Consider the following 26,603-nt stretch of genomic DNA (forward strand, 5'->3'; position numbering starts at 1 on the left):
TTTTGTAAAGTTTGACCGCACTTCTATTTAAGAAAATTTGCAATTTTGGTTTTTATTATAACGAAAGTCCAAACTTACAACGTTTTTAAACGAAAGGAATTAATGTGAAATTACAAAAAATGATGACGAGTGCCTTAGTCGCATTTAGTACTTTGCTATTAGTAGCTTGTGAGAAATCGCCAGAGATGGTGACTTTAACTGGCAAAACTATGGGAACAACTTATAGTGTGAAGTATGTTGATAATGGGCAGTTTCAAATTAAGTCAGAAGCTATGCACGCGGGTATAGAAAGTGTATTAAGAGACGTTAATAATAAAATGTCTACTTATATTGCAAGTTCTGAATTAAGTATGTTCAATCAATATACACAAATAGATACACCAATCGAAATTTCTGCCGATCTAGCCACAGTATTGGCAGAATCAATTCGTTTAAATAAAGTGACAGATGGTGCATTAGATGTCACTATTGGTCCGATTGTTAATTTGTGGGGGTTTGGCCCAGAAAAACGAACTACTCCAGAATCAATGGAAGAGCAACTTGAGAAACGACGTGCTTGGGTAGGCATTGAAAAGTTAGTCTTGACTCAGGAAGGTGAAAAATTCTTTTTACAAAAAGCTGTACCACAGTTATACATTGATCTTTCTTCTATTGCAAAAGGCTTTGGTGTAGATAAAGTTGCTGCTTATGTCTCATCGCAGGGCGCTGATAATTATTTAGTTGAGATTGGTGGTGAGATTCGTGCTAAAGGAAAGAATTTAGAGGGGAAAGATTGGCAAATTGCGATTGAAAAACCAAGTTTTGATGGCTCAAGAGCTGTCTCTCAAATTATTGGTTTGAAAAATCTTGCGATGGCAACTTCAGGTAATTATCGTAACTATTTTGAAGAAAATGGGCGGCGTTTTTCTCATGAAATTGATCCTAAAACTGGTTATCCAATAGATCATCGTTTGGCTTCTATTACGGTCCTTGCGGATTCTACAATGACGGCAGATGGTTTATCGACGGGATTATATGTTTTAGGTGAAGAGAAAGCTTTGGAAGTCGCAGAAAAGTATAATTTACTTGTGTATTTGATTACGAAAACAGAAAAAGGGTTTGAGGCTAGAATGTCCTCAGCATTTGAAAAACTACTAAATAGTCAACATTAAAGGTGAGATAATGCAACTTTTCTTAATTACATTTGGTCTTTTTTTATTAATTATTGCTGGTATGGCGATAGGTTACATTGTGAAACGTAAGACCATTGCGGGTAGCTGTGGAGGAATTTCATCTCTAGGCTTGAAAAAAGTGTGTGATTGTGAAGAGCCATGTGATAATTTAAAAGCCAAATTAGATGCTGGCGATGAGCAGGCACAAAAAGAATATGATGAGAAATTTGCTAAAAATCAACCGCACTTTTATGAAGTGAAATGATTTATCGAATGATAAATGTTGAGTGACATTGAATTGGTATAACTCGACATTTCAAATTCATACAAAAGTGCAAACTATACTGAAAGGAATGCACTTTTGTTATGTGTCATATAAAATCCAAAAATAATCATTGTTTACTCATCAGCCTGTTATTGATCGTATTGATCGCATCTGGAAAGTCTTTTATCAGCGAGAAGATAAAAAATGAAATCAAAAACTTATGACGAAACTTTTGCAAAACTGACCGCACTTGAACTTACTGAAAACAGGAAAAAGAAAGTGATCTGTGGTATGTCAGGGGGGGTAGATTCTTCTGTATCAGCTTTTATTCTTCAGCAGCAAGGTTATCAAGTCGAAGGCCTGTTTATGAAGAATTGGGAAGAGGATGATGATACAGATTATTGTACTGCAGCAGCAGATTTAGCAGATGCCCAAGCAGTCTGTGATAAATTAGGTATAAAATTACACAAAATTAATTTTGCTGCAGAATATTGGGATAATGTCTTTGAGCATTTTTTACAAGAATATAAAGCAGGGCGTACACCAAACCCCGATATTTTGTGTAACAAAGAAATTAAATTTAAAGCCTTCTTAGAGTATGCAGCAGAGGATTTAGGGGCAGATTATATCGCCACTGGCCATTATGTGCGTCGAGGCGAAAATGCGGGAAAATATCAATTATTACGTGGTTTAGATAATAATAAAGATCAAAGTTATTTTTTATACACGTTAAGTGAAGAGCAAATCGCACAGAGCTTATTTCCAGTGGGTGAAATTGAAAAGCCAATTGTACGTGCAATAGCCGAGGATTTAGGTTTAGTCACAGCAAAGAAAAAAGATTCTACGGGTATCTGTTTTATTGGTGAACGTAAATTTAAAGATTTTCTTGCACGTTATCTTCCTGCACAACCAGGTGATATCAAAACAATTGATGGGGTAGTTGTAGGACGCCATGATGGGTTGATGTACCATACTCTTGGTCAACGTAAAGGATTAGGTATTGGTGGTATAAAAGGGATGAGCGAAGATCCGTTTTATGTCGTCGAGAAAGACTTAATTAATAATGTGTTAGTAGTTGCTCAAGGACACGACAATTCGGCCTTATTGTCTATTGGGCTAACTGCTAGCCAACTACATTGGGTTGATCGTCAACCTATTCGACAGAATTTACGTTGTACAGTAAAAACCCGTTATCGCCAAGAAGATATTCCTTGTGAGATTCAGCCAATTGATGATAATACGATTCGAGTGATCTTTGATGAAGCACAAATTGCAGTTACGCCTGGGCAATCTGCAGTTTTCTATCAAGGCGAGGTCTGTCTTGGTGGGGGGGTAATTGAATCCCAACTTAAGTAGCTTTTTTTCGCTATGAGAATAAAAGTGCAGTTATAATTTTAGTGATTCCAACTGCACTTTTCGTTTTAGTTTTTTCTCATCTTTAATCCACTTATTGCTCTGCAATGAGAAATATTATGTTCGTCACACGTTGAAAGCGTTCGTAAAAATTGTTCAATCTTTTTGAGTTGTTGAATTTTTTCTTGTACTTGATTTAAATGGTGGCGAATCATTTCATCTACATTTTGACAATCCGCTTTTGGGTTAGTTTGTAATTGGTGTAGCTGTTTGATTTCTTCAATACTAAAACCCAGTGTTCTGCAGATTTTAATAAACTCTAGAAGTTGTACCGTATTATTGTCGTACAAGCGATAGTTATTTTCGCCACGTTGTGGTTTAGGCAGTAAACCAATTTTTTCATAATAACGAATAGTTTCACTATGTAGTGCTGTTTTTTTACTTAATTCATTTATCTTAAAGAAAGCTGTCATAGATAGCTTGACCTTGTAGTAACTACAGACTTTACTATTGTAATTAAAGTAACGAGTAATGAAAAGGAGAGTAGAATGCCATCTTTAAGAAAGCATCATGAACATACGTCTAACCATACTCATATACATACAGCTAATCGCAGAATTCTTTTGCTGAGTTTTATTCTGATTACTAGCTTCATGATTGTTGAGTTTTTAAGTGGTTATTATTTTAATAGTTTAGCATTGATGGCTGATGCAGGACATATGGCGAACGATAGTTTTGCTTTACTAATCGCTTTAATTGCTTTGTACTTGAATTCACAAAATCAACGACGAGCAGCAATGTTGAATGGATTTTCTTTGGTGTTGGTGGCTATTTACATTATTTGGGAGGCAATTGAACGTTGGCAATATCCACAGCAGATTGCTTCGTTGCCGATGTTAATTGTGGCAGTATTAGGTTTGTTAGTGAATGGTGTTGTTGTTCACTTGATGTTAAAAGGTGATCACATCAATCTCAATCTTCGAGCAGCTTATTTGCATGTGTTAGCAGATGTATTAGGTTCAATTGTTGCGATTATTGCGGGTTTAAGCGCATATCTGTTTGATTGGGTATGGGTTGATATTATAGCGAGTTTTATTTTGAGTCTATTTGTTTTAAAAAGTGGTTATGCAATTATAAAAGCTGCGATATTGGGTGAAAACTAGATAAGAGAGCGGTCAAAATTTTGACCGCTTTTCTATATTTGAGGTACTTTATTTATTCAACCATGCCATATATTCAGCCACACCTTGTGCAACTGTTTTAAATGGCTTGTCATAGCCAACAGCACGTAATTTATCTAAGTTAGCTTGTGTATACTCTTGATAACGGCTTTTTAGATGCTCTGGGAATGGGATAGTTTCGATATCTGCTTCACTTTTACCGTGGAATTTGACAACTGCCTTGGCTACTTCTTGGAAAGATTCTGCATTTCCTGTACCCAAATTATAGATACCTGAAATATTGTTTTGCCAACACCAAATATTTACTGCTGCGACATCGCCTACGTATACGAAATCACGACGGAAGTGCTCGCTACCTGCGAATAATTTTGGATTTTCACCTTTTAAAATTTGGTTATTTAAATGGAAAGCGACACTTGCCATAGAACCTTTATGATTTTCACGCGGACCATATACATTGAAATAGCGGAAGCCACAAACAGGAGAGTTTGCTTCTGGTAAAATAGCACGTACATATTGATCGAATAAGAATTTAGAATAACCATAAACATTCAATGGCGCTTCAAATTCGCGCTCTTCACGAAATTCTGTTTTATCTCCATAAGTTGCTGCGGACGAGGCATAAAAGAAAGGGATTTCACGATCTAGGCAATAATGTAAGAGTTCTTTTGAATATTCATAATTATTGTGCATGATGTATTTACCATCCCACTCAGTGGTCGCAGAGCAAGCACCTTCGTGGAAAATAACATCAATATCACCTAAATCATCTCCAGCTATAATAGAAGCAATAAAGTCTTCTTTATCGCAATAATCAGCGATATCTAAATCCACTAAGTTTGCGAATTTTGTCCCATCTTTTAAATTATCTACGACTAAAATATCTGTGCGCCCAAGTTCGTTTAGGGCTTTTACTATGTTACTACCAATAAATCCAGCACCGCCAGTTACGATAATCATAATATTGTCCTCTGTTGGTTAATACTGATATGTATTGTAATGGATTTTATGAGAGATGTGTTTAAGTATTTTATACACAGTATCGGTTTTTCGCCTTTACTTGAAAAGTATCCTTATAATTTTAATCCCTGCTGGACCTATTTTCTATGGAAAATATCTATATAAATAACTAGTTAAGTTAAAAGAAAGCGTAATTGTGAAGACATATGATGAGAATGATTAAGATACAGCTTGTGAATTTCTGGGATTAAGCTTTTTTATTTTTGTGTAAGAATAAAGTAAATATAAATAATGTGTTAGGGACAGAACGCTCAATTGAATATAGAAATAAAAAGTTGTTCTATAAATATATTTTACAAAAACATATGTGATTGCTCTAAGCTTGCTTAATGATATGGAAAAAGTAAAACTATATTAGTTTAAAATGTTATATTTTTCACATAAAAATGTTTTTTTGTTAACTTCGTCACATTTTCTTCTTGATTTTGATGTATAATATATATTAGTCTATTTTATATACAAATTGTCAATGGGGAAGATATATGGGCGCAAAAGAAATTGCACAGTTTATTGATCATACAGCATTAACTGCAGAAAAAACGGAACAAGACATTCTTAAATTATGTGATGAGGCAATTGAGAATAAATTTTGGTCTGTTTGTATTAATTCTGCTTATATTCCTTTAGCAAAAGAAAAACTTGCAGGTACTGATGTTAAAATTTGTACTGTTGTGGGCTTTCCTTTAGGAGCGAATTTAAGTTCAGTTAAAGCATTTGAAGCCAGTCAGGCTATTCAGGTTGGTGCAGATGAAATTGATATGGTTATTAACGTTGGCTTAATTAAATCCAATAAATGGGACGCTGTTCGTGCAGATGTCGCAGAAGTATTAACAGCTTGTGCTAATAAACCTCTAAAAGTGATTTTAGAAACTTGCTTATTAACAAAAGAAGAAATTGTTAAAGCATGTGAAATTTGTAAACAGTTAAATGTAGCGTTTGTGAAAACGTCAACTGGTTTCAGCAGCGGTGGTGCAACTGTGGAAGATGTTGCCTTGATGAAACAGACCGTAGGCGATATTGGAGTTAAAGCGTCTGGCGGTGTGCGTGATACCGCAACAGCAGTAGCAATGATTAATGCTGGTGCGACACGTATCGGTGCAAGTGCAGGGATTGCGATTATTAATGGTTTACAGGATGTAAATAGCACCTATTAATAAATGATTGAGCTTGCTATGGAAAAGATGAATTCTCGCATCCAAAAATTGGAGTTTTTACTGAAGCAAATGGATAAAATTCACTTGCGAGAAGCGGCTGAAATATTAAAAGTCTCTGAAATGACTATTCGGCGAGATCTTAGTTCCAGTGCAAGCTCAATTATTTTATTAGGTGGTTATATTGTCAAAGATCCTAAAAAGCAAAATAACAAGCAGTATCAAATTTTTGAACATCAAGGGAAAAATACGACTGAAAAAGTAAAGCTCGCTAAAGTTGCTGCGAGTTTAATTGAAGAGGGTGATGTTGTTTTCTTTGATTGTGGTTCTACAATTCCTTTTATTGCAGCTGAGATTGAACATCATTTAAAATTTACTGCTGTATGTTGTTCTATCAATGCGTTTATTGCATTGCAGGAAAAGCCTAACTGTGATGTGATTTTATGTGGTGGGCGTTATTCTCGTCATAATGCATTTTTGATGCCAATCCAATCTAGAACAGAATTAGAAATCATTCGTACAAATAAGGCTTTTATTTCTGCCGCGGGTGTTGATTTAAAACAGGGCGTTACTTGTTTCAATTTTGATGAAGCAAAAGTTAAGCAAGTTGCTATGTCAAAGACACAGCAGTCCATTTTAGTTATCGATCATGCAAAGTTCCATCAAATTCAACAAGCTTATATTGCAAATTTAGATGCGTTCGATATCCTAGTTTGTGATAAGTCCGTACCAACAGAATTCGCTGATCAGATTATTACTTGTATAGCTTAGTAGATAGAATTAAATTAAAAAAACTTAGCTAAAAGTAACCGCACTTTCATTCCCCAATAAGTTGTTAAACCTGTTGTTGCAAATTCCATGTCATCTTTATCTAAAATAATAATAGTAGGAGTCACGCTGACTTGCCATTGTTGACTTAATGTACCTTGTGGGTCATTGATAGTAGTGAAGTGGTAATCATGTTTAGTTAAATAACGTTGTACTGTTTCATTATCACCAGAATTTAATGCAACAGAGACAACAGGATAACCTTCCTCTGCTAAAGAATGTATGATAGGTGAAGTATATTGGCAATATCCACACCAGCTCCCCCAAAAATATAAAATAGTTGGTTGTGTTTGACTAAGTTGAGCAAGGAAAAAAGACTGATTCTGTAAACCAGTTAGTTTAGTGGTAGTTGCATTAATAGGAGCAGTAGGTTTACGTATAAAATCGAATACAGTACTTACTACAATTAATGTTAGTACAACTGAAACGAAGGATTTTAAAAGATGATAAATTTTGCGTATCATTGTGTAATGAAATTACTCAATTTCTTTTAGATTGATCTGTTCTGCCCCCTTGGCGAGCATTCGTAATTGTAAAATAACATGTTGTTTAAGTTGTTCACGCTCTGTTTTTCCCATATCTAATGCATTTGCGCCAGCTGTAAAGACGATAGTTACCATCCCTTCAGCTTGAACTTGAGATATATATTGTGAAGAATGATTACGATATACAATATATTCAGTGAGCTCATCAACAAAGTGTTTAATTTCGCGTGCTGTTGCAGTTCTAAATGCTTGCGACGTACCAGAGCTTTCGCGTAATAATAAACGAAACATATTAGGATTGTTCGTAATAAATTCAAAGAAGGTATCGACTGAAATAGCAATAACACTGCCGCCTTTCTCCAAGCGCTTACGAGCTTGACGCATTAGCTGGCGTAATACTAATCCAGCTTCATCAACCATAGTTAATCCAAGCTCATCCATATCTTTAAAGTGGCGGTAAAATGATGTAGGTGCAATACCCGCTTCTCGTGATACCTCACGTAAACTTAAATTTGAAAAGCTTTGTTCTGCAGTCAGTTGATTAAAGGCCGCGCTAATGAGTGCGCGTCTCGTTTTTTCTTTCTGTAATGCTCTTACACCTGCCATTTTCCCTCCTTATTTTTAAGATAGAATAGTATTAACTGTATGGCTGATTGTTTGAGCAATTCTTTCATAACGGCTTCGTAGTGGTGAACCTGGACGATAAACTAAATTGACACTACGAGATGGTTCGGGTGCAGTACAAGCAATGTATTTTACACCTGTACGCTTACCTTCATTAATGACAGCAAGTTGAGGCATAAAAGTAATACCAGCATTAGCGGCAACCATATTACGCAACGTTTCTAGACTTGTGGCTTGAAAATGTGCATTTTCTTTTGCACCAGCGCTAAAACAATACCCCATGGTTTGCTCACGTAAACAATGTCCGTCATCTAACATTAACATTTCACAACCATTTAGTTTACTCATTTCAATTGTCTTTTCATTTGACCAAGGATGAGAATCACTTACAGCAAGTAGCATTTTTTCTTTGAAAATTGGGACTTCAATAAAAGCTTCTGCTTCACGTACTGAGGCGATAATTGCGCAGTCTAAGTGACCAGTTTCTAGCTGTTCTAAAAGTTGGCTAGTTTGTGCTTCGTAGAGAAAAAGTTCTAAATCAGGAAAGCCCTCTTTAAGTACTGGAATAATATAAGGTAATAAATAAGGACCTATAGTAGGAATAACACCAATGTGGATTGGACCAGTCATTTCTTTACCTTGATTACTCGCCATTTCCTTGAGTAACTTCACTTCTCTTAATACTGCTCTTGCTTGATCAACTAATAATAAGCCAGATTGAGTGAAAAGGACTTTACGGCTTGTTCTCTCTAACAATATTATACCTAATTCGTCTTCTAATTTACGAATTTGACCACTTAATGTAGGTTGGCTTACATGGCATGAATCTGCCGCACGGCGAAAATGTTTATGCTCTGCAAGTGCCACGAAATATTCTAAATCGCGGATATTCATTTTTACCTCATCATTGAAATAAGCAATTAAAAAGATCGGACCAATTGTTTTAAACTATATCATAAATTTGACTATAATTCATAAAGGAGTAAGATTCATATGGTTATTTATTACTTAATATAGAGGAGAACATTTATGACAACAATGGAAGGAAACAAAGTTCCACAAGTTACATTTCATACTCGTCAAGGCGATCAATGGGTTGATGTAACCAGCGCAGATTTGTTTGACAATAAAACAGTTGTACTTTTCTCATTGCCAGGCGCATTTACACCAACTTGCTCATCAACGCATTTACCACGTTATAATGAACTTGCTTGTGAATTTAAAGCATTAGGTGTTGATAGCATTATTTGTATGTCTGTTAATGATACTTTCGTGATGAATGCTTGGAAAGCTGATCAAGAGTCTGAAAATGTTATTGTAATTCCAGATGGAAATGGTGAATTTACTGAAGGCATGGGAATGTTAGTTGGCAAAGAAGACTTAGGTTTTGGTAAACGTTCTTGGCGTTATTCGATGCTAGTGCGTAATGGTGTTGTTGAAAAAATGTTTATTGAACCACAAGAGCCAGGCGATCCATTTAAAGTTTCTGATGCAGATACGATGATGAAATATCTCAAACCTGATTGGCAGCCTAAGCCATCAGTTTCTGTGATTACTAAACCAGGTTGTCCATTCTGCGCAAAAGCAAAAGCCTTGTTAAAAGAAAAAGGCTATACTTTTGAGGAGATTGTGCTAGGTCGTGATGCAAGTACAATTTCAGTACGTGCAATCACAGGAAAAACAAGTGTGCCTCAAGTATTTATTGGTGGTCAATATATTGGTGGCAGTGAAGATCTAGAAAAATATTTTGCTTAATTAAGTATTAAATAATATAAAAGTGCGGTTAGATTTCCGCACTTTTTATTTATCAATAATGTGGCGGTGGTGTTTCTTCGGCTTGACTTGCAATATTAGATGGTTGTATATCTTTTAACTTATTGACTAAATAACGTAATTGTATTTGCATTTTGTCTAGCGCAAATTGTTGTTCTATCAGCGACTGGTTTAATTCATCTAATAAGTTTTCTTGGAATGTAGTTTTCATTTCTAATTCCGCAATACGCTGCTCTAATTTTTCTTGAATTTGCATAAATAAACTCCAAATAAAGGTTGTGAATTTGTTAATTCCGTTTTAACCTATCCCAATTCATTTTTTCATTATAAAGGATTAGACATTATGTTTAAAATTCAAAAATTTTCTGTGCTTAGTTTAATGGTCGGGGCCATCATTTCAAGTTCAGTGCTTGCCAATGTAGATGAGAAAAAATTTAATGATGATGCTTCTTATGCAGTTGGTGTGCTATTAGGTTCAAACATTAAAGATATTATCGATACCCAAAAAGAGATTATTGAATATGACAATGCTCGTTTATTAGCAGGTGTAGAGGATGTTTTAGATGGAAAAACTCATCTTGGCTCAAATACAGAAGTCGTAAATACATTACAATTAGTCCAAGATAAAATACAACAAGCACAAGAAAAAGAGTTGGCTAAAGTTGCTAAACAGGCAAAAGAAGAAGGTGATAAATATCGTGCCGAATTTGAGAAAAAGGCTGGCGTGAAGAAAACAAAATCGGGGCTTTTATATCGTATAGAAAAATCGGGACAAGGTACTAAGATTGGTGCAACAGATTTAGTAACAGTTAATTACACTGGAAAATTACCAAATAGCCAAGTTTTTGATAGCTCTAATGGCAAACCAATTTCATTTAAATTAAATCAAGTCGTGCCAGGTTGGACAGAAGGCTTACAGCTTATTAAGAAAGGTGGTAAAATTGAACTAGTGTTACCACCAGAGCTTGCATATGGTTCTCAAGGTGCAGGTATGATTCCACCTGATACGACTTTATATTTTGATGTCGAAGTAGTAGATGTGAAATCTGAAGAGAAAAAATAATTAAAAAAAAACCGCACTTTTATGTTCAGTGAAAAGTGCGGTTATTTATTTTAACTTATTGAGAATAAAGTAAATGTTAACGGATAAACGACCTTTTACAGACGAAGATAAAGCAATTTTGAATTCTTACAAAGCAGTAGTAGATGGCGTCAGTGCCCTTATCGGTCGTCATTGTGAAATCGTGCTTCATTCTTTAGAAGATTTAGAACATTCAACTATTTGTATTGCTAATGGACATAATACGAATCGCCAAATTGGTTCCCCCATCACAGATCTCGCCTTAAAGTCGCTACATAATATGCAAACTGAAAGTGTATCTAAGCCTTATTTTACTCGAGCAAAAAGTAAAGGTTTGATGAAGTCGGTGACTATCGCTATCCGTAATAAAAGTCAGCGTATTATTGGATTATTATGCATTAATATTAATTTAGATGTGCCTGTATCTGAGTTTATGCAAGCATTTATACCAACGGAAGAGCAGCAAGAAACCTCGAGTGTGAATTTTGCAAGCTCAGTAGAGGAGTTAGTTGCACAAACTGTCGAGAAAACGATTGAAGAAGTAACCGCAGATCGTATGGTGTCAAATAATAATAAAAATCGTCAAATTGTTATTTCACTCTATGAAAAAGGGATATTTGATATTAAAGATGCAATTAACTTAGTTGCAGATCGGTTAGATATTTCTCGTCATACAGTTTATTTGTATATTCGCCAAGTGAAGCAAGATTCGGATGAGCAAAAATAATGCGTTATGTACTTTGTATAAAACAGCCTATTTATGGTGCCCAAGGTGGCTACTTAGCTTATCAAATTGCGCAAGCTTTAGTCGAGCAAGGTCATCAAATTAGCCAGATTTTCTTTTTTCAACAAGGTACGACAACAGGTAATGCTTTTGTTTATCCTGCTAACGATGAATTTAATTTACAAAAAGCATGGCAAAATTTCTCACAGCAATATGATGTTCCACTTCATTTATGTATTGCAGCAGCACAACGTCGTGGTATAGTCGATACACAAAGTGCAAAAACAGTAGGACAGACTAATTTAGCTTCACATTTTGTTTTAGCAGGGCTAGGCGAATTTAGCCAAGCTTTATTAGAGTCGGATAGGGTTCTAACATTATGATCAAAATTGCTTTTGTTTTTCGTTCAGCACCGCATGGGTCTTCAGCAAGTCGTGAAGGACTCGACGCATTATTGGCTGCGACGGCTTTCTGTAATGAAGAAGACATTGCTGTTTTTTTTATTGATGATGGTGTATTGAATTTATTGATACAACAACAGCCAGAATTGATTTTACAAAAAGATTTTGTCAGCGGACTAAAGCTATTAGATTTATATGATATTAAACAACGTTATGTTTGTGCTGATTCATTAACACAATTTGGCTTGAGTGAAAAACAGCACATTATTTTTTGTGAAAAAATTGACCGCACTTTATTAGTTGAAAAACTCCAACAAGCAGAAAAAATATTGACTTTTTAAGAGGTTATATGCTCTATACATTTTCACAAGCTAACTATGATATCAATGAGCTTGCTCGGCATTTAGAACATATCACTGAGAAAGACGCAATTGTATTATGGCAAGATGGTGTTTTATTAGCACTTAAGTTTCCGATGTTATTATCAAATACAAATACGGTGTGTTTCATATTAGAAACTGATCTTAAGGCTCGCAATTTGCAAAAAGCGATTCGTTTAAATCACAAAATAAAAATTATCTCTTTGTCTCAGTTAGTTCAATTAACTGAGCAATATTACCCTCAACTTGCGCTTTAAGTAAATATTACTTTCTTCTATTGTCAGAACTATTGCTTCTTGCTCATTTCTTTAATTTCCCAAGAGTTTCTGCTTATTTCTTGACATTACTGCTCTTGAAGATTAAAATTCAGCGTCTATTCTTGTATGGAATAGATTTTGAATATAAACATTCTTTTATGAATAATTGTTAATACTGGAGCTTTTTTAATGGCAACTATCAACCAGCTAGTACGCAAACCGCGTGTGAAAAAGGTTGTAAAAAGTAACGTTCCTGCATTAGAGGCTTGCCCGCAGAAACGTGGTGTATGCACACGTGTATACACAACTACACCTAAAAAACCGAACTCAGCATTACGTAAAGTATGCCGTATTCGTTTGACTAACGGTTACGAAGTAACTTCTTATATCGGCGGTGAAGGTCATAACCTTCAGGAGCACAGTGTTGTGCTTATCCGTGGCGGTCGTGTTAAAGACTTACCAGGTGTGCGTTATCACACTGTACGCGGTGCATTAGACTGTGCTGGCGTTAAAGATCGTAAACAAGGTCGTTCTAAGTACGGCGTTAAGCGTCCTAAATCTTAATGGTTCTCCGTTAAGTAAGGCCAAACGTCTAAATTAGTAAAACTATTTAAACCATAAACTCCAGTCAATAAGTGATAGATATCACATAAAGATGAGTTTTGGATATCCTGAATTTTTAATACGGAGAAATTACAATGCCACGTCGTCGTGTTGTAGGTCAACGCAAGATCCTTCCAGATCCAAAGTTCGGATCAGAATTGCTTGCAAAATTTATTAATGTTTTAATGGTAGATGGTAAAAAATCTATCGCAGAAAAAATCGTTTATAGTGCATTAGATACGTTAGCACAACGTACTGGTAAAGAAGCGTTAGAGGCTTTTGAAGCTGCACTTGAAAACGTACGCCCAACTGTTGAAGTTAAGTCTCGTCGTGTGGGTGGTTCTACTTATCAAGTTCCAGTTGAAGTGCGTCCAGTACGTCGTAACGCATTAGGTATGCGTTGGATTGTTGATGCTGCACGTAAACGCGGTGATAAATCAATGGCTTTGCGTTTAGCTAATGAATTATCTGATGCATCGGAAAATAAAGGTGCAGCAGTGAAAAAACGTGAAGACGTTCACCGTATGGCTGAAGCTAATAAAGCGTTTGCTCATTACCGTTGGTAATAGGTTTAAGCAACTACGTTTTTCAGGCTTCATCTCATTTAATTATGTGGTGAAGCCTTATACATATTTAAAATTTAATATTTAATATTGAATTCCAGCAAGGAAATAATAATGGCACGTACAACCCCTATTGAAAGATACCGTAATATTGGTATCAGTGCTCACATTGACGCAGGTAAAACAACAACTTCCGAGCGTATCCTTTTCTATACAGGTGTGAGTCACAAACTTGGTGAGGTGCACGATGGTGCAGCTACTATGGACTGGATGGAGCAAGAGCAAGAGCGTGGTATCACGATCACTTCTGCTGCAACAACAGCATTCTGGTCTGGTATGTCTAAACAATATCCACAGCACCGTATTAACGTAATTGATACTCCAGGACACGTTGACTTTACTATCGAAGTAGAACGTTCAATGCGTGTTCTAGATGGTGCTGTAATGGTGTATTGTGCGGTAGGAGGTGTTCAACCTCAATCTGAAACCGTATGGCGTCAAGCAAATAAATACCAAGTTCCTCGTGTTGCTTTCGTAAACAAAATGGACCGTACAGGTGCTAACTTCTTACGTGTTGTTGAACAGATCAAAACTCGTTTGGGTGGTAATTCAGTGCCTTTGCAGCTTCCAATTGGTTCAGAAGATAATTTCAAAGGTGTTGTTGACCTTATTAAGATGAAGGCGATTAACTGGAATGAAGCTGATCAAGGTATGACATTTACCTATGAAGATATTCCAGCTGATATGTTAGATGCTTGTGAAGAATGGCGTCAAAACCTCGTTGAATCAGCAGCTGAAGCATCAGAAGAGTTGATGGAAAAATATCTAGGTGGCGAAGAGTTAACTGAAGAAGAAATTAAAACTGGTTTACGCCAACGCGTATTATCAGGTGAAATTATTCCAGTTTGCTGTGGTTCAGCTTTTAAAAATAAAGGTGTTCAAGCAATGCTTGATGCAGTAATTGACTACTTACCTGCACCAACAGATATTCCTGCAATTAAAGGTATCAACCCAGATGAAACTGAAGGTGAGCGTCACGCAAGTGATGAAGAGCCATTTGCGGCACTTGCATTTAAAATAGCGACTGACCCATTCGTTGGTAACTTAACTTTCTTCCGTGTTTACTCAGGTGTAATTAACTCTGGTGACACAGTATTGAACTCTGTAAAAGATAAACGTGAACGTTTTGGTCGTATCGTGCAGATGCATGCGAACAAACGTGATGAGATCAAAGAAGTTCGTGCTGGTGATATTGCAGCAGCAATTGGTTTGAAAGATGTGGGCACTGGTGATACATTATGTGCACAAGATGCACCAATTATTCTTGAGCGCATGGAATTCCCAGAGCCAGTAATTTCTGTTGCAGTTGAACCGAAAACTAAAGCGGACCAAGAAAAAATGGGTATCGCATTAGGTCGTCTTGCACAAGAAGACCCTTCATTCCGTGTTCATACTGATGAAGAGTCAGGTGAAACTATTATCTCTGGTATGGGTGAGTTACACTTAGATATTATCGTTGACCGTATGCGCCGTGAGTTTAAAGTTGAAGCGAATATCGGTAAACCACAAGTGTCTTATCGTGAAACAATCCGTACTCGTGTTAATGACGTTGAGGGTAAACACGCAAAACAATCTGGTGGTCGCGGTCAATACGGTCATGTTGTTATTGACTTATACCCATTAGAGCCAGAAGGTCCAGGCTATGAATTCGTGAATGAAATCAAAGGTGGTGTGATTCCAGGTGAATATATTCCGGCAGTTGATAAGGGTATTCAGGAGCAACTTAAATCTGGTCCATTAGCAGGATATCCAGTAGTAGATTTAGGTGTACGTTTACACTTCGGTTCATACCATGATGTTGACTCATCTGAGCTTGCATTTAAATTAGCTGCATCTTTAGCATTTAAAGCAGCCTTTAATAAAGCAAACCCAGTGCTACTTGAGCCAATCATGAAAGTTGAAGTTGAAACACCACCTGACTATGTTGGTGATGTAATTGGTGACTTAAGCCGTCGTCGTGCGATGGTTAACGGTCAAGAAGCAAATGAATTTGTTGTGAAGATCAATGCAGAAGTACCACTTTCAGAGATGTTTGGTTATGCAACTGACCTTCGTTCACAAACTCAAGGTCGTGCTTCATACTCAATGGAACCATTGAAGTATGCAGAAGCGCCGAAAAACGTTGCTGATGCAATCATTGAAGCTCGCAAAAAATAATTTTGTTTAACAAACCACGAGCCATAATGGCTCGTGGTATCTACTGAGGAAACTTAATCGTGTCTAAAGAAAAATTTGAACGTACAAAACCGCACGTAAACGTGGGTACAATCGGCCACGTTGACCATGGTAAAACAACTTTAACAGCAGCAATCACTACAGTATTATCAAAACACTTTGGTGGAGCAGCTCGTGCATTTGACCAAATTGATAATGCGCCAGAAGAAAAAGCGCGTGGTATTACTATCAACACATCACACGTAGAATACGATACAGCAACACGTCACTACGCACACGTTGACTGTCCAGGACACGCAGACTATGTAAAAAACATGATTACAGGTGCTGCACAAATGGATGGTGCTATTTTAGTAGTAGCAGCGACTGATGGTCCTATGCCACAAACTCGTGAGCACATTCTTTTAGGTCGTCAAGTAGGTGTACCTTACATCATCGTATTCTTAAACAAATGTGACATGGTAGACGATGAAGAGTTATTAGAATTAGTTGAAATGGAAGTACGTGAACTTCTATCTCAATATGATTTCCCAGGTGATGATACACCAATCGTACGTGGTTCAGCGTTACAAGCATTAAACGGTGTACCAGAGTGGGAAGAGAAAATTCTTGAATTAGCGGGTCACTTAGACACTTACATTCCAGAGCCAGAGCGTGCAATCGACCAACCATTCTTATTACCAATTGAAGACGTATTCTCAATTTCAGGTCGTGGTACAGTAGTAACAGGTCGTGTAGAGCGTGGAATTATCCGTACTGGTGAAGAGGTTGAAATTGTTGGTATTAAAGAAACCACAAAAACAACAGTAACGGGTGTTGAGATGTTCCGTAAACTATTAGACGAAGGTCGTGCGGGTGAGAACGTTGGTGCTTTATTACGTGGTACTAAACGTGAAGAAATCGAACGTGGTCAAGTATTAGCGAAGCCAGGCTCAATCACACCACACACAGACTTTGAATCAGAAGTTTACGTGTTATCAAAAGAAGAAGGTGGTCGTCATACTCCATTCTTCAAAGGTTACCGTCCACAGTTCTATTTCCGTACAACTGATGTAACGGGAACAATTGAATTACCAGAAGGTGTTGAGATGGTAATGCCAGGTGATAACATCAAGATGACTGTAAGTTTAATTCACCCGATTGCGATGGACCAAGGTTTACGCTTTGCGATTCGTGAGGGTGGTCGTACAGTGGGTGCTGGTGTTGTAGCTAAGATTATTAAATAATTAGGCTTAAAGAGCAAAACAGAAAGAAGGCGTATTTTATTACGCCTTTTTTTATGGTTGAACATTGTACTAAGGAAGTCTAAATATGATTATTTAGAGAGTAATACTTGTTACCTAGATTGATTTAAAAAGTGATTTTTCTGCTGTAATTTTAATATGCAAGTTTAAAATAAAGTGCTACAATCACGCGTTCAGAAGTGAATCCCTATTTTTTATATTAAGTAATGGATTAATAAATTATGGCGTTAGAAATTGAGAAAAAGAAAAATACGCTCGAAGATGATGGCTTAAAGTCAAAAGGCTTAAATGGCTTTTTATGGTTTTTAGTCTTAGTTCTCATCGTGGGAGCAGCATTAGGTAATATTTATCTTGAAGAACAACTTTCTACTCCAATTCGTGTTGTTGGTGTAGTTGTTTTATTGCTTGTCGCATTAGGAATTGCAGCATTTACAAATCAAGGTGTAAATGCACGTCATTTTTTCAGTGAGTCAAAAATTGAATTAAGAAAAATTGTATGGCCTTCACGTCAAGAAGCAACACAGACGACTTTTATCGTCGCAGGTGTCACAATCCTTGTTTCATTAATTTTATGGGGATTAGATTCAGTTATCGTTGCATTAATTACGTTCTTAACAGATTTGAGGTTCTAATATGACAGATTCAGCACCAAAAAAACGTTGGTATGTGTTACAGGCCTTTTCAGGTTTTGAGGGGCGTGTAGCAGCAACTTTACGTGAGTACATTAAATTACATCAAATGGAAGAGCAATTTGGTGAGGTTCTCGTTCCAACAGAAGAGGTTGTTGAAAATGTAGCAGGAAAAAGACGTAAAAGTGAACGTAAATTTTTCCCAGGCTATGTGTTAGTACAAATGGAAATGAACGATGAAACTTGGCACCTTGTTCGTAGTGTTCCACGTGTAATGGGATTTATTGGTGGTACAGCGGATAAACCTGCGCCAATTTCACAGCGTGAAGCAGATAGAATTTTAAATCGCTTACAAGAAAGCTCTGAAAAACCTCGTCACAGAAAAGAGTTCCAACCTGGTGAAGAAGTCCGCGTTACAGAAGGTCCATTTGCAGACTTTAATGGCACTGTAGAAGAAGTAGACTATGAAAAAGGTCGATTAAAAGTGTCTGTATCTATTTTTGGGCGTGCGACACCAGTTGAGCTTGAATTCAGTCAAGTTGAGAAAACAAATTAATTTTTAACCTTGCTTATTGATCAATTCTGATAGATAAGTGCGGTGTGATTTTAAGTAATTTTTACTTGAAGTTTGGACTGTGTTTAATTAGAATACAGCCTTTCATAAACAGGGGAGCTAGTAATAGCGTGATTACCCATTCTAGAGGAAGCTAAAAATGGCAAAAAAAGTACAAGCCTATGTTAAGTTGCAAGTTGCAGCTGGTATGGCTAACCCTTCACCACCAGTTGGTCCTGCATTAGGTCAACAAGGTGTGAACATTATGGAATTCTGTAAAGCATTCAATGCTCGTACTGAGAGCTTAGAAAAAGGTTTACCGATTCCAGTTGTTATCACTGTGTATGCAGACCGTTCATTCACTTTCATCACAAAGACACCTCCAGCAGCAGTATTATTGAAAAAAGCAGCGGGTATCAAATCTGGCTCTGGTAAGCCAAACAAAGATAAAGTGGGTAAAGTATCCTTAGATCAAATCCGTCAAATTGCTGAAACTAAAGCAGCTGATATGACAGGTGCATCTATCGAAACTAAGATGAAATCAATCGCTGGTACAGCTCGCTCAATGGGCTTAGTGGTGGAGGAATAATACGATGGCTAAATTGACTAAAAAAATGAAAGCAATCAAAGCTGGCGTAGATTCTACTAAAGCTTATGAAATCAATGAAGCAATTGCAGTATTAAAACAATTCGCAACAGCTAAATTCGTTGAGAGTGTTGATGTTGCTGTTAACTTAGGTATCGACCCTCGTAAATCTGATCAAAACGTGCGTGGTGCAACTGTATTACCACATGGTACTGGTCGTTCTGTACGTGTTGCTGTGTTTACTCAAGGTGCTAACGCAGAAGCAGCTAAAGAAGCTGGTGCGGATTTAGTTGGTATGGACGATTTAGCAGAGTTAGTGAAAAAAGGCGAAATGAACTTCGACGTAGTTATTGCTTCTCCAGATGCAATGCGTGTTGTTGGTCAATTAGGTCAAATTTTAGGTCCACGTGGTTTAATGCCTAACCCTAAAGTTGGTACTGTCACACCGAATGTTGCAGAGGCTGTAAAAAATGCAAAATCTGGTCAGGTTCGTTACCGTAATGATAAGAACGGTATTATCCACACGACAATCGGTAAAGTTAACTTTAGCGAAGAACAACTAAAAGAAAACTTACAAGCGTTATTAGCTGCTTTAGCTAAAGCGAAGCCGACTACATCTAAAGGTGTATTCATCAAGAAAGTAAGTATTTCGACAACAATGGGTGCTGGTGTAGCTGTTGATCAGTCTTCACTATAACTTATAAAAGCTAATTCAAAAAAGACCGCATTTTTATATCTATAAAGTGCGGTCTTTTTCATAAATAATGAGTTATTGCTTGAATACAGTTAGTTGACAAAGTCTTGCAATATTTTGTGCTGTAGAAATTAGGTTTTCTTTACCTTTTTTTAAAGTTATATCTAAATTTTCAACTTGATGTAGTATCGGAAAAACGGCATCAATTCCAATATCATATACCACTTCATAGTCTTCTTTTAAGCTCCCAACAATTGCAATAACAGGTTTATTAAAGTATTTTGCGACTTTAGCGACCCCAGCTGGTGTTTTACCTTGCACTGTTTGACTATCCATTCTCCCTTCTCCAGTAATAATTAAATCAGCATTTTCCACTTGTTTAATGAGATTAACTGCATTGATAATAATTTCTACACCAGATTGTAGTCGAACATTAGGTAGTAATAATAAACCTGCGCCCATACCACCCGCAGCGCCACTTCCCGACTGTTCTCGAATGTTGAGATGATATTGTTGTTCTACGATAGTAGAAAAGTGGTGTAAAGCATGATCCAGCTGTTGCACCATTTCTGCTGTAGCGCCTTTTTGTGGTCCAAAAATAGCAGAGGCACCATTTGGACCACACAAAGGATTAGTCACATCACAAGCAACTTGAATTTCAATTTCTTTCAAACGGGGATCGAGATGAGTAAGATCAATCTTAGAGAGTGTTTGCAATGACTCCCCTCCTAATTGGATCTCTCTTTGATCTTTATCTAAGAACCTACCGCCTAGTGCTTGTAGCATACCAACTCCACCATCATTAGTGGCGCTACCACCAATCCCTAGTATGATTTTTTTTATGCCGCATTCAAGTGCTGCTTTTATGAGTTGTCCTGTCCCAAAACTGGTTGTTTTTAATGGATTTCTCTGTTCAAGTGGTACTAAGTGTAGCCCTGAGGAAGCTGCCATTTCTATGAAAGCTGTATCTTTATTTCCTGATAGTCCCCATGTTGCCGAAACAGTATTGCCAAGTGGCGCTATGACGGCTGTTGAAATCAAATTCCCTTGTGTTGCATCGATAAGAGATCGCACAGTACCTTCACCCCCATCAGCCATAGGCACTTTAATGTATTGGGCGTGAGGAAAGACTTTCTTAAAACCTGTTTCAATAGCACTAGCGACTTCAAGTGAAGTTAAACTTTCTTTAAAAGAATCAGGTGCAATCACAATTTTCATATTAAGATCCTATTAAACTAGCATTAAGTATAGCTGATAATTTTGTGAGTTTGTTTGTTAATCTTCATTACGATACCAAAACTAATAGACTCTACATAATCGTTTATTTTTTATAAATTATATTTACAAAACAAGAAACTCCGATTATAATCTTGCACCTAAGTTTTGCCATATAAAATTGTGGTGAAAGATTGATGGTGCTTGACCAATTTCAAGCCCCATCCAAGACCGTAGGGGAAATCAAGTATTTCTTAATTATCCTACGTAGATGGTGAACAGAATAAGAATTTTTCTTGCTTCTGTGCACCGAAGTCGTCCTTATATTGTTTTTTGATATGAGGTAATTTAAGTCCGAGAAATCGGAGTGTATTCAGGAGCTAAAAGCCAATGGCATTAAATCTTCAAGACAAACAAGCAATTGTTGCTGAAGTAAACGAAGCAGCCAAAGGTGCCCTATCAGCTGTTATCGCGGATTCTCGTGGTGTGACAGTAGATAAAATGACTGAGTTACGTAAAGCAGCTCGTGAAAATGGCGTTTCAATGCGTGTTGTGCGTAATACCTTATTACGTCGCGCAGTTGAAGGTACAGATTTTGAGTGCTTAAAAGATACGTTTGTAGGTCCAACACTTATCGCATTTTCTACTGAACATCCAGGTGCAGCAGCACGTTTGTTCAAGGATTTTGCAAAAGCAAACGATAAGTTTGAAATTAAAGGTGCAGCCTTTGAAGGTAAGATCCAAGATGTTGAATTCTTAGCAACATTACCGACTTACGACGAAGCAATTGCACGTTTAATGGGTACAATGAAAGAAGCTGCGGCAGGCAAACTTGTTCGTACTCTTGCAGCATTACGCGACAAATTACAAGAAGCAGCTTAATTCAGCGGTTTCTTTACTCGTTTAACTTTTTTACTTTAGGAATTGATTGTTATGTCATTAACTAACGAACAAATTATTGAAGCGATTGCTTCTAAATCTGTAACTGAAATCGTAGAATTAATCACTGCGATGGAAGAAAAATTTGGTGTTTCTGCAGCAGCAGCGGCAGTAGCAGTAGCAGCAGGTCCAGCAGAAGCTGCTGAAGAGAAAACTGAATTTGACGTAGTGCTTGCAGGTGCAGGTGCTAACAAAGTAGCAGTTATCAAAGCTGTACGTGGTGCAACTGGTTTAGGCTTAAAAGAAGCTAAAGACTTAGTAGAGTCTGCTCCAGCAGTGTTGAAAGAAGGCATCTCTAAAGCTGAAGCTGATGCACTTAAGAAAGAATTAGAAGAAGCTGGCGCACAAGTAGAAATCAAATAATTTTGATTGACTTGTTAGCCCTTCAAGGCTCGATGGCTGGTGGTTTTTCCATCAGCCATTTTGTGCTATCAAAACAGGAATAAATTTCTCCGTTTGGTTTTTTCTGTTTTTCTCAAATTAATTAAGTTGACATAATTTGGGGTATCCGCTCATCAGAAGTAAGGTTCAGAGTGCGGTCATCTAGAAACGGTATCTTAATAACATACATCGCATACATAGTGTTTGTTTAGACAACATTATGTGTTTGGTTCACTGAAACACAGCAGAGGAACCCTATGGTTTACTCATATACCGAGAAAAAACGTATTCGTAAAGACTTTGGCAAACGCCCACAAGTTTTAAATGTACCTTATTTATTAACAATTCAACTAGACTCTTTTGATAAATTTATTCAAAGAGACCCAGAAGGTTTGCAAGGCTTAGAAGCTGCATTCCGTTCTGTCTTCCCAATCGTCAGCAATAATGGCAATACTGAACTACAATATGTGAGCTATCAATTGGGGGAGCCAGTATTTGATGTAAGAGAATGTCAAATTCGTGGCACCACTTATGCTGCACCATTGCGTGTTAAATTACGTTTAGTCAGCTATGACAAAGATGCTGCGCCAGGCACAATCAAAGATATTAAAGAACAAGAAGTCTATATGGGTGAAATTCCATTAATGACTGATAACGGTACTTTTGTTATTAATGGTACTGAACGTGTTATTGTGTCGCAATTGCATCGTAGTCCGGGTGTATTCTTTGATTCTGACAAAGGTAAAACACATTCTTCAGGTAAAGTTTTATATAATGCACGTATTATTCCTTATCGTGGTTCTTGGTTAGATTTTGAATTTGATCCAAAAGATAACTTATATGCACGTATTGACCGCCGTCGTAAATTACCCGCAACGATTATTTTACGCGCATTAAACTACACTACAGAACAAATCCTCGATCTTTTCTTTGATAAAGTTGTATTTGAAATTAAAGACAACAAGTTGCTTATGACATTAGTGCCAGAAAGATTACGTGGTGAAACAGCAACATTTGATATTGAAGCAAATGGCAAGGTTTATATTGAGCGAGGTCGTCGCATTACAGCACGTCATATTCGTGCATTAGAAAAAGATAATGTCACTCAAGTTGAAGTTCCAACAGAATATATTGTTGGTAAAATCGCCGCTAAAGATTATGTTGATTTAGATAGTGGTGAAGTAATTTGCCCTGCTAATATGGAAGTTTCGTTAGAAATGTTAGCGAAATTATCTCAAGCGGGTTATAAAACAATTGAAACCTTATTTACCAATGATTTAGATCATGGACCTTATATTTCTGAAACATTGCGTGTTGATCCTTCTAGCGACCGTTTAAGTGCATTGGTTGAAATTTATCGCATGATGCGCCCAGGTGAGCCACCAACAAAAGAAGCTGCAGAAAGTTTATTTGATAATCTATTCTTCTCTTCAGATCGTTATGATTTATCTGCAGTAGGACGTATGAAATTTAACCGTTCTTTAGGTATTGATGAAGAGATTGGCAGTGGTATTTTAAGCAACGATGATATCATCGGTGTAATGAAGAAACTAATTGAGATTCGTAATGGTCGTGGTGAAGTTGATGATATCGATCATTTAGGTAATCGTCGTATTCGCTCAGTTGGTGAAATGGCAGAGAATCAATTCCGTATCGGTTTAGTAAGAGTTGAAAGAGCGGTAAAAGAACGCCTATCTCTGGGAGATCTAGATGCTGTTACGCCACAAGATTTGATCAATGCAAAACCCATTTCTGCTGCAGTGAAAGAGTTTTTTGGTTCTTCACAACTTTCACAATTCATGGATCAAAACAACCCGTTGTCAGAAGTCACGCATAAACGTCGTATTTCTGCATTAGGTCCAGGTGGTTTGACTCGTGAGCGCGCGGGCTTTGAAGTGCGAGATGTTCACGCAACTCACTATGGTCGTGTGTGTCCAATTGAAACGCCTGAAGGTCCAAACATTGGTTTGATCAACTCACTTTCAGTTTACGCCCGTACTAACGATTATGGTTTCTTAGAAACGCCATACCGTAAAGTAGTAAATGGTCAAGTCACAGAAGAAATTGAATATTTATCTGCGATTGAAGAAGGTAAATATGTGATTGCACAGGCGAACTCTAATTTAGATGAGGATTTACGTTTTACTGATGCATTTGTTACATGCCGTGGAGAACATGGTGAATCTGGCTTATATCGTCCAGATGAAATCCATTATATGGACGTTTCAACTCAACAAGTGGTTTCTGTTGCAGCAGCATTAATTCCATTCTTGGAGCATGATGATGCGAACCGTGCCTTGATGGGGGCAAACATGCAACGTCAGGCAGTTCCAACATTACGTGCGGATAAACCATTAGTCGGCACAGGTATTGAGAAAGCTGTTGCAGTGGACTCTGGTGTAACAGTAATTGCAAAACGTGGTGGTACAATTCAATATGTTGATGCTTCTCGTATCGTAGTAAAAGTCAATGAAGATGAAACGATCCCAGGTGAGGCAGGTATTGATATTTATAACCTTGTAAAATATACCCGTTCAAACCAAAATACTTGTATCAACCAAGTGCCTTGTGTGTCATTAGGTGAACCTATTGGGCGTGGTGAAGTGTTAGCTGATGGTCCTTCAACAGATTTAGGTGAGTTAGCACTTGGTCAAAATATGCGTGTTGCGTTCATGCCTTGGAATGGTTATAACTTTGAAGACTCAATGTTAGTTTCTGAACGCGTTGTACAAGAAGATCGTTTCACCACAATTCATATCCAAGAACTTTCTTGTGTGGCACGTGATACCAAATTAGGTTCAGAAGAAATCACAGCGGATATTCCAAACGTAGGTGAAGCAGCATTAAGTAAACTTGATGAATCTGGTATTGTTTACATTGGTGCGGAAGTAAAAGGTGGCGATATTCTTGTAGGTAAAGTGACTCCAAAAGGCGAGACACAATTAACTCCTGAAGAAAAATTACTACGTGCAATCTTTGGTGAAAAGGCATCTGATGTAAAAGATTCTTCATTACGTGTACCAAATAGCGTATCGGGTACCGTTATTGACGTTCAAGTCTTCACTCGCGATGGTGTAGAAAAAGACAAACGTGCGCTTGAAATTGAAGAAATGCAATTAAAACAAGCGAAAAAAGACCTTGTGGAAGAATTAGAAATCCTTGAAGCAGGTTTGTTTACACGTGTTCGTAGCCTTCTCATCGCGGGTGGTTTCGATGCTAAAAACTTAGATAAATTAGACCGCACTAAATGGTTAGAGCAGTCATTAAATGATGAGTCGCAACAAAATCAGTTAGAACAGCTTGCTGAACAATATGAAGAATTACGCAAAGAGTTTGAACGTAAGTTAGAAATCCAACGTGGTAAAATCATTCAAGGTGATGATTTAGCACCTGGCGTATTGAAAGTAGTGAAAGTGTATCTTGCGGTGAAACGTCAGATTCAACCAGGTGATAAAATGGCGGGGCGTCATGGTAACAAAGGGGTTATCTCAAAAATTAACCCTGTAGAAGACATGCCGTATGATGAAAACGGCCAGCCTGTTGATATTGTGTTGAATCCACTGGGTGTTCCATCACGGATGAACATCGGCCAGATCTTAGAAACTCACTTAGGTTTAGCGGCGAAAGGTATTGGTGACAAGATCAATGCAATGATCAAACAACAACAAGAAGTGGCAAAATTGCGTGAATATATGCAAAAAGCATACGACTTGGGTCACGGCTCTCAAAAAGTCGATTTAAGTACTTTTACTGATGAAGAAGTCATGCGTTTAGCACAAAACTTACGTAAAGGTTTACCGCTTGCTACTCCAGTATTTGATGGTGCACATGAAAGCGAAATCAAAGGCTTATTAGAGTTAGGTGGTTTACCAACCTCAGGTCAAATTACTTTATTTGATGGCCGTACTGGTGAGAAATTTGAGCGTCCAGTAACAGTAGGTTACATGTATATGCTCAAGTTGAACCACTTAGTTGACGACAAAATGCATGCTCGTTCAACAGGTTCTTATAGCTTGGTAACACAACAACCATTGGGTGGTAAAGCACAATTCGGTGGTCAGCGTTTCGGTGAAATGGAGGTGTGGGCACTTGAAGCATATGGTGCAGCTTATACCTTACAAGAGATGTTGACAGTGAAATCCGATGATGTGAATGGTCGTACGAAGATGTACAAAAACATCGTGGGTGGCACGCATCAAATGGATCCAGGCACACCAGAATCTTTCAACGTCATTATGAAAGAAATTCGCTCGCTTGGTATCAACATTGATTTAGATGAAGATTAAT

The 26,603-nt window shown here is 37.3% G+C and carries 30 protein-coding genes; 23 read left to right on the top strand and 7 right to left on the bottom strand.

All coding sequences use genetic code 11. The features are described from left to right. Positions 1 to 119: 119 nt before the first annotated feature. The 3 genes from DYE19_RS10145 (at position 120) to mnmA (ending at position 2,772) form a co-directional block, all read left to right on the top strand. Entirely contained in the window at positions 120 to 1,151 is a 1,032-nt protein-coding gene (locus DYE19_RS10145) for an FAD:protein FMN transferase (RefSeq protein WP_167409479.1), read from the top strand. Between the two features lie 10 nt (positions 1,152 to 1,161). Further along, complete coding sequence (gene nqrM / locus DYE19_RS10150; RefSeq protein ID WP_115323456.1) at positions 1,162 to 1,416, top strand: (Na+)-NQR maturation NqrM; 255 nt, start codon at positions 1,162 to 1,164, stop codon at positions 1,414 to 1,416. Positions 1,417 to 1,620: 204 nt separating this feature from the next. Continuing rightward, positions 1,621 to 2,772 (top strand): tRNA 2-thiouridine(34) synthase MnmA, encoded by a 1,152-nt coding sequence (mnmA, locus tag DYE19_RS10155; protein WP_115323457.1) that lies wholly within the window; start codon positions 1,621 to 1,623, stop codon positions 2,770 to 2,772. A 65-nt stretch (positions 2,773 to 2,837) separates the two neighbouring features. Here mnmA and DYE19_RS10160 read toward each other — a convergent pair whose 3' ends face one another. Further along, a complete protein-coding gene (locus DYE19_RS10160; RefSeq protein ID WP_115323458.1) occupies positions 2,838 to 3,242 on the bottom strand; it encodes a MerR family transcriptional regulator in 405 nt (134 codons plus the stop codon). A 75-nt stretch (positions 3,243 to 3,317) separates the two neighbouring features. Between DYE19_RS10160 and DYE19_RS10165 the strand changes: the two genes are divergently transcribed. After that, positions 3,318 to 3,932: a cation diffusion facilitator family transporter gene (locus DYE19_RS10165; RefSeq protein WP_049214758.1), complete on the top strand. Its 615-nt coding sequence runs from the start codon at positions 3,318 to 3,320 to the stop codon at positions 3,930 to 3,932. A 48-nt stretch (positions 3,933 to 3,980) separates the two neighbouring features. Here DYE19_RS10165 and rfaD read toward each other — a convergent pair whose 3' ends face one another. Further along, positions 3,981 to 4,910: an ADP-glyceromanno-heptose 6-epimerase gene (gene rfaD / locus DYE19_RS10170; RefSeq protein WP_115323459.1), complete on the bottom strand. Its 930-nt coding sequence runs from the start codon at positions 4,908 to 4,910 to the stop codon at positions 3,981 to 3,983. A 542-nt stretch (positions 4,911 to 5,452) separates the two neighbouring features. On the opposite strand from rfaD, the gene deoC reads away from it, so the two are divergent. Next, positions 5,453 to 6,124, top strand: a complete 672-nt coding sequence (gene deoC, locus DYE19_RS10175; protein ID WP_115323460.1) for a deoxyribose-phosphate aldolase — start codon at positions 5,453 to 5,455, stop codon at positions 6,122 to 6,124. Between the two features lie 18 nt (positions 6,125 to 6,142). Then, positions 6,143 to 6,892 (top strand): DNA-binding transcriptional repressor DeoR, encoded by a 750-nt coding sequence (gene deoR, locus DYE19_RS10180; RefSeq protein WP_115323610.1) that lies wholly within the window; start codon positions 6,143 to 6,145, stop codon positions 6,890 to 6,892. A 14-nt stretch (positions 6,893 to 6,906) separates the two neighbouring features. Here the strand turns inward: deoR and DYE19_RS10185 are convergent, their stop codons facing one another. From DYE19_RS10185 to oxyR, 3 genes are read right to left on the bottom strand one after another with little or no spacing between them, the layout of a single operon-like run. Further along, positions 6,907 to 7,413 (bottom strand): protein disulfide oxidoreductase, encoded by a 507-nt coding sequence (locus tag DYE19_RS10185; RefSeq protein WP_115323461.1) that lies wholly within the window; start codon positions 7,411 to 7,413, stop codon positions 6,907 to 6,909. A gap of 12 nt (positions 7,414 to 7,425) precedes the next feature. Further along, the gene (fabR, locus tag DYE19_RS10190) at positions 7,426 to 8,040 is read right to left on the bottom strand and encodes an HTH-type transcriptional repressor FabR (RefSeq protein WP_115323462.1); all 615 of its coding nucleotides are present in this window, start codon (positions 8,038 to 8,040) and stop codon (positions 7,426 to 7,428) included. Between the two features lie 15 nt (positions 8,041 to 8,055). Continuing rightward, positions 8,056 to 8,952, bottom strand: a complete 897-nt coding sequence (oxyR, locus tag DYE19_RS10195) for a DNA-binding transcriptional regulator OxyR (RefSeq protein WP_049214763.1) — start codon at positions 8,950 to 8,952, stop codon at positions 8,056 to 8,058. A gap of 135 nt (positions 8,953 to 9,087) precedes the next feature. Between oxyR and DYE19_RS10200 the strand changes: the two genes are divergently transcribed. Continuing rightward, complete coding sequence (locus DYE19_RS10200) at positions 9,088 to 9,813, top strand: glutathione peroxidase (protein WP_049214764.1); 726 nt, start codon at positions 9,088 to 9,090, stop codon at positions 9,811 to 9,813. 52 nt (positions 9,814 to 9,865) lie between these two features. On the opposite strand, the gene DYE19_RS10205 is transcribed toward DYE19_RS10200, so the two are convergent. Further along, positions 9,866 to 10,087 carry a SlyX family protein gene (locus tag DYE19_RS10205; protein WP_049214765.1) on the bottom strand — a complete coding sequence of 74 codons (222 nt, stop codon included), beginning with the start codon at positions 10,085 to 10,087 and terminating at the stop codon, positions 9,866 to 9,868. Positions 10,088 to 10,174: 87 nt separating this feature from the next. Here DYE19_RS10205 and DYE19_RS10210 point away from each other — a divergent pair, with 87 nt between their 5' ends. From DYE19_RS10210 to rplA, 13 genes are all read left to right on the top strand, one after another. After that, entirely contained in the window at positions 10,175 to 10,894 is a 720-nt protein-coding gene (locus tag DYE19_RS10210) for an FKBP-type peptidyl-prolyl cis-trans isomerase (RefSeq protein ID WP_115323463.1), read from the top strand. A 73-nt stretch (positions 10,895 to 10,967) separates the two neighbouring features. Beyond that, positions 10,968 to 11,639, top strand: a complete 672-nt coding sequence (locus DYE19_RS10215; RefSeq protein WP_115323464.1) for a helix-turn-helix transcriptional regulator — start codon at positions 10,968 to 10,970, stop codon at positions 11,637 to 11,639. Further along, positions 11,639 to 12,019, top strand: coding sequence for a sulfurtransferase complex subunit TusD (gene tusD, locus DYE19_RS10220; RefSeq protein WP_049214768.1), 381 nt, complete (start codon positions 11,639 to 11,641; stop codon positions 12,017 to 12,019). Before DYE19_RS10215 ends, tusD begins: the two co-directional genes overlap by 1 nt. Further along, positions 12,019 to 12,378 carry a sulfurtransferase complex subunit TusC gene (gene tusC / locus DYE19_RS10225; RefSeq protein ID WP_174694540.1) on the top strand — a complete coding sequence of 120 codons (360 nt, stop codon included), beginning with the start codon at positions 12,019 to 12,021 and terminating at the stop codon, positions 12,376 to 12,378. The genes tusD and tusC overlap by 1 nt, the downstream gene beginning before the upstream one ends. Positions 12,379 to 12,386: 8 nt before the next feature. After that, positions 12,387 to 12,674: a DsrH/TusB family sulfur relay protein gene (locus DYE19_RS10230; protein WP_115323465.1), complete on the top strand. Its 288-nt coding sequence runs from the start codon at positions 12,387 to 12,389 to the stop codon at positions 12,672 to 12,674. Positions 12,675 to 12,863: 189 nt separating this feature from the next. Further along, complete coding sequence (gene rpsL, locus DYE19_RS10235) at positions 12,864 to 13,238, top strand: 30S ribosomal protein S12 (RefSeq protein ID WP_005717858.1); 375 nt, start codon at positions 12,864 to 12,866, stop codon at positions 13,236 to 13,238. 134 nt (positions 13,239 to 13,372) lie between these two features. Next, complete coding sequence (gene rpsG, locus DYE19_RS10240; protein ID WP_049214771.1) at positions 13,373 to 13,843, top strand: 30S ribosomal protein S7; 471 nt, start codon at positions 13,373 to 13,375, stop codon at positions 13,841 to 13,843. Between the two features lie 111 nt (positions 13,844 to 13,954). After that, entirely contained in the window at positions 13,955 to 16,057 is a 2,103-nt protein-coding gene (fusA, locus tag DYE19_RS10245) for an elongation factor G (RefSeq protein ID WP_049214772.1), read from the top strand. A gap of 59 nt (positions 16,058 to 16,116) precedes the next feature. After that, a complete protein-coding gene (gene tuf / locus DYE19_RS10250; protein WP_049214773.1) occupies positions 16,117 to 17,301 on the top strand; it encodes an elongation factor Tu in 1,185 nt (394 codons plus the stop codon). Positions 17,302 to 17,540: 239 nt separating this feature from the next. Continuing rightward, entirely contained in the window at positions 17,541 to 17,951 is a 411-nt protein-coding gene (gene secE, locus DYE19_RS10255) for a preprotein translocase subunit SecE (protein ID WP_049214730.1), read from the top strand. Between the two features lies 1 nt (position 17,952). Continuing rightward, on the top strand, positions 17,953 to 18,504 hold the full coding sequence (gene nusG, locus DYE19_RS10260; RefSeq protein WP_049214729.1) for a transcription termination/antitermination protein NusG: 552 nt from the start codon (positions 17,953 to 17,955) through the stop codon (positions 18,502 to 18,504). Positions 18,505 to 18,661: 157 nt separating this feature from the next. After that, positions 18,662 to 19,090 carry a 50S ribosomal protein L11 gene (gene rplK, locus DYE19_RS10265; RefSeq protein WP_049214728.1) on the top strand — a complete coding sequence of 143 codons (429 nt, stop codon included), beginning with the start codon at positions 18,662 to 18,664 and terminating at the stop codon, positions 19,088 to 19,090. A 4-nt stretch (positions 19,091 to 19,094) separates the two neighbouring features. Continuing rightward, positions 19,095 to 19,784: a 50S ribosomal protein L1 gene (gene rplA, locus DYE19_RS10270; RefSeq protein ID WP_049214727.1), complete on the top strand. Its 690-nt coding sequence runs from the start codon at positions 19,095 to 19,097 to the stop codon at positions 19,782 to 19,784. A 72-nt stretch (positions 19,785 to 19,856) separates the two neighbouring features. On the opposite strand, the gene DYE19_RS10275 is transcribed toward rplA, so the two are convergent. Next, a complete protein-coding gene (locus DYE19_RS10275; RefSeq protein ID WP_115323466.1) occupies positions 19,857 to 20,999 on the bottom strand; it encodes a glycerate kinase in 1,143 nt (380 codons plus the stop codon). Positions 21,000 to 21,386: 387 nt separating this feature from the next. On the opposite strand from DYE19_RS10275, the gene rplJ reads away from it, so the two are divergent. The 3 genes from rplJ to rpoB all read left to right on the top strand — a co-directional run bounded on the left by rplJ (position 21,387) and on the right by rpoB (position 26,602). Continuing rightward, positions 21,387 to 21,878, top strand: a complete 492-nt coding sequence (rplJ, locus tag DYE19_RS10280; protein WP_049214725.1) for a 50S ribosomal protein L10 — start codon at positions 21,387 to 21,389, stop codon at positions 21,876 to 21,878. A 51-nt stretch (positions 21,879 to 21,929) separates the two neighbouring features. Then, positions 21,930 to 22,298: a 50S ribosomal protein L7/L12 gene (gene rplL / locus DYE19_RS10285; RefSeq protein WP_049214724.1), complete on the top strand. Its 369-nt coding sequence runs from the start codon at positions 21,930 to 21,932 to the stop codon at positions 22,296 to 22,298. Positions 22,299 to 22,573: 275 nt separating this feature from the next. Then, complete coding sequence (gene rpoB, locus DYE19_RS10290; RefSeq protein ID WP_115323467.1) at positions 22,574 to 26,602, top strand: DNA-directed RNA polymerase subunit beta; 4,029 nt, start codon at positions 22,574 to 22,576, stop codon at positions 26,600 to 26,602. Position 26,603: the final 1 nt, after the last annotated feature.

It is taken from the genome of Pasteurella canis, assembly GCF_900454865.1.
Lineage (GTDB): Bacteria > Pseudomonadota > Gammaproteobacteria > Enterobacterales > Pasteurellaceae > Pasteurella > Pasteurella canis.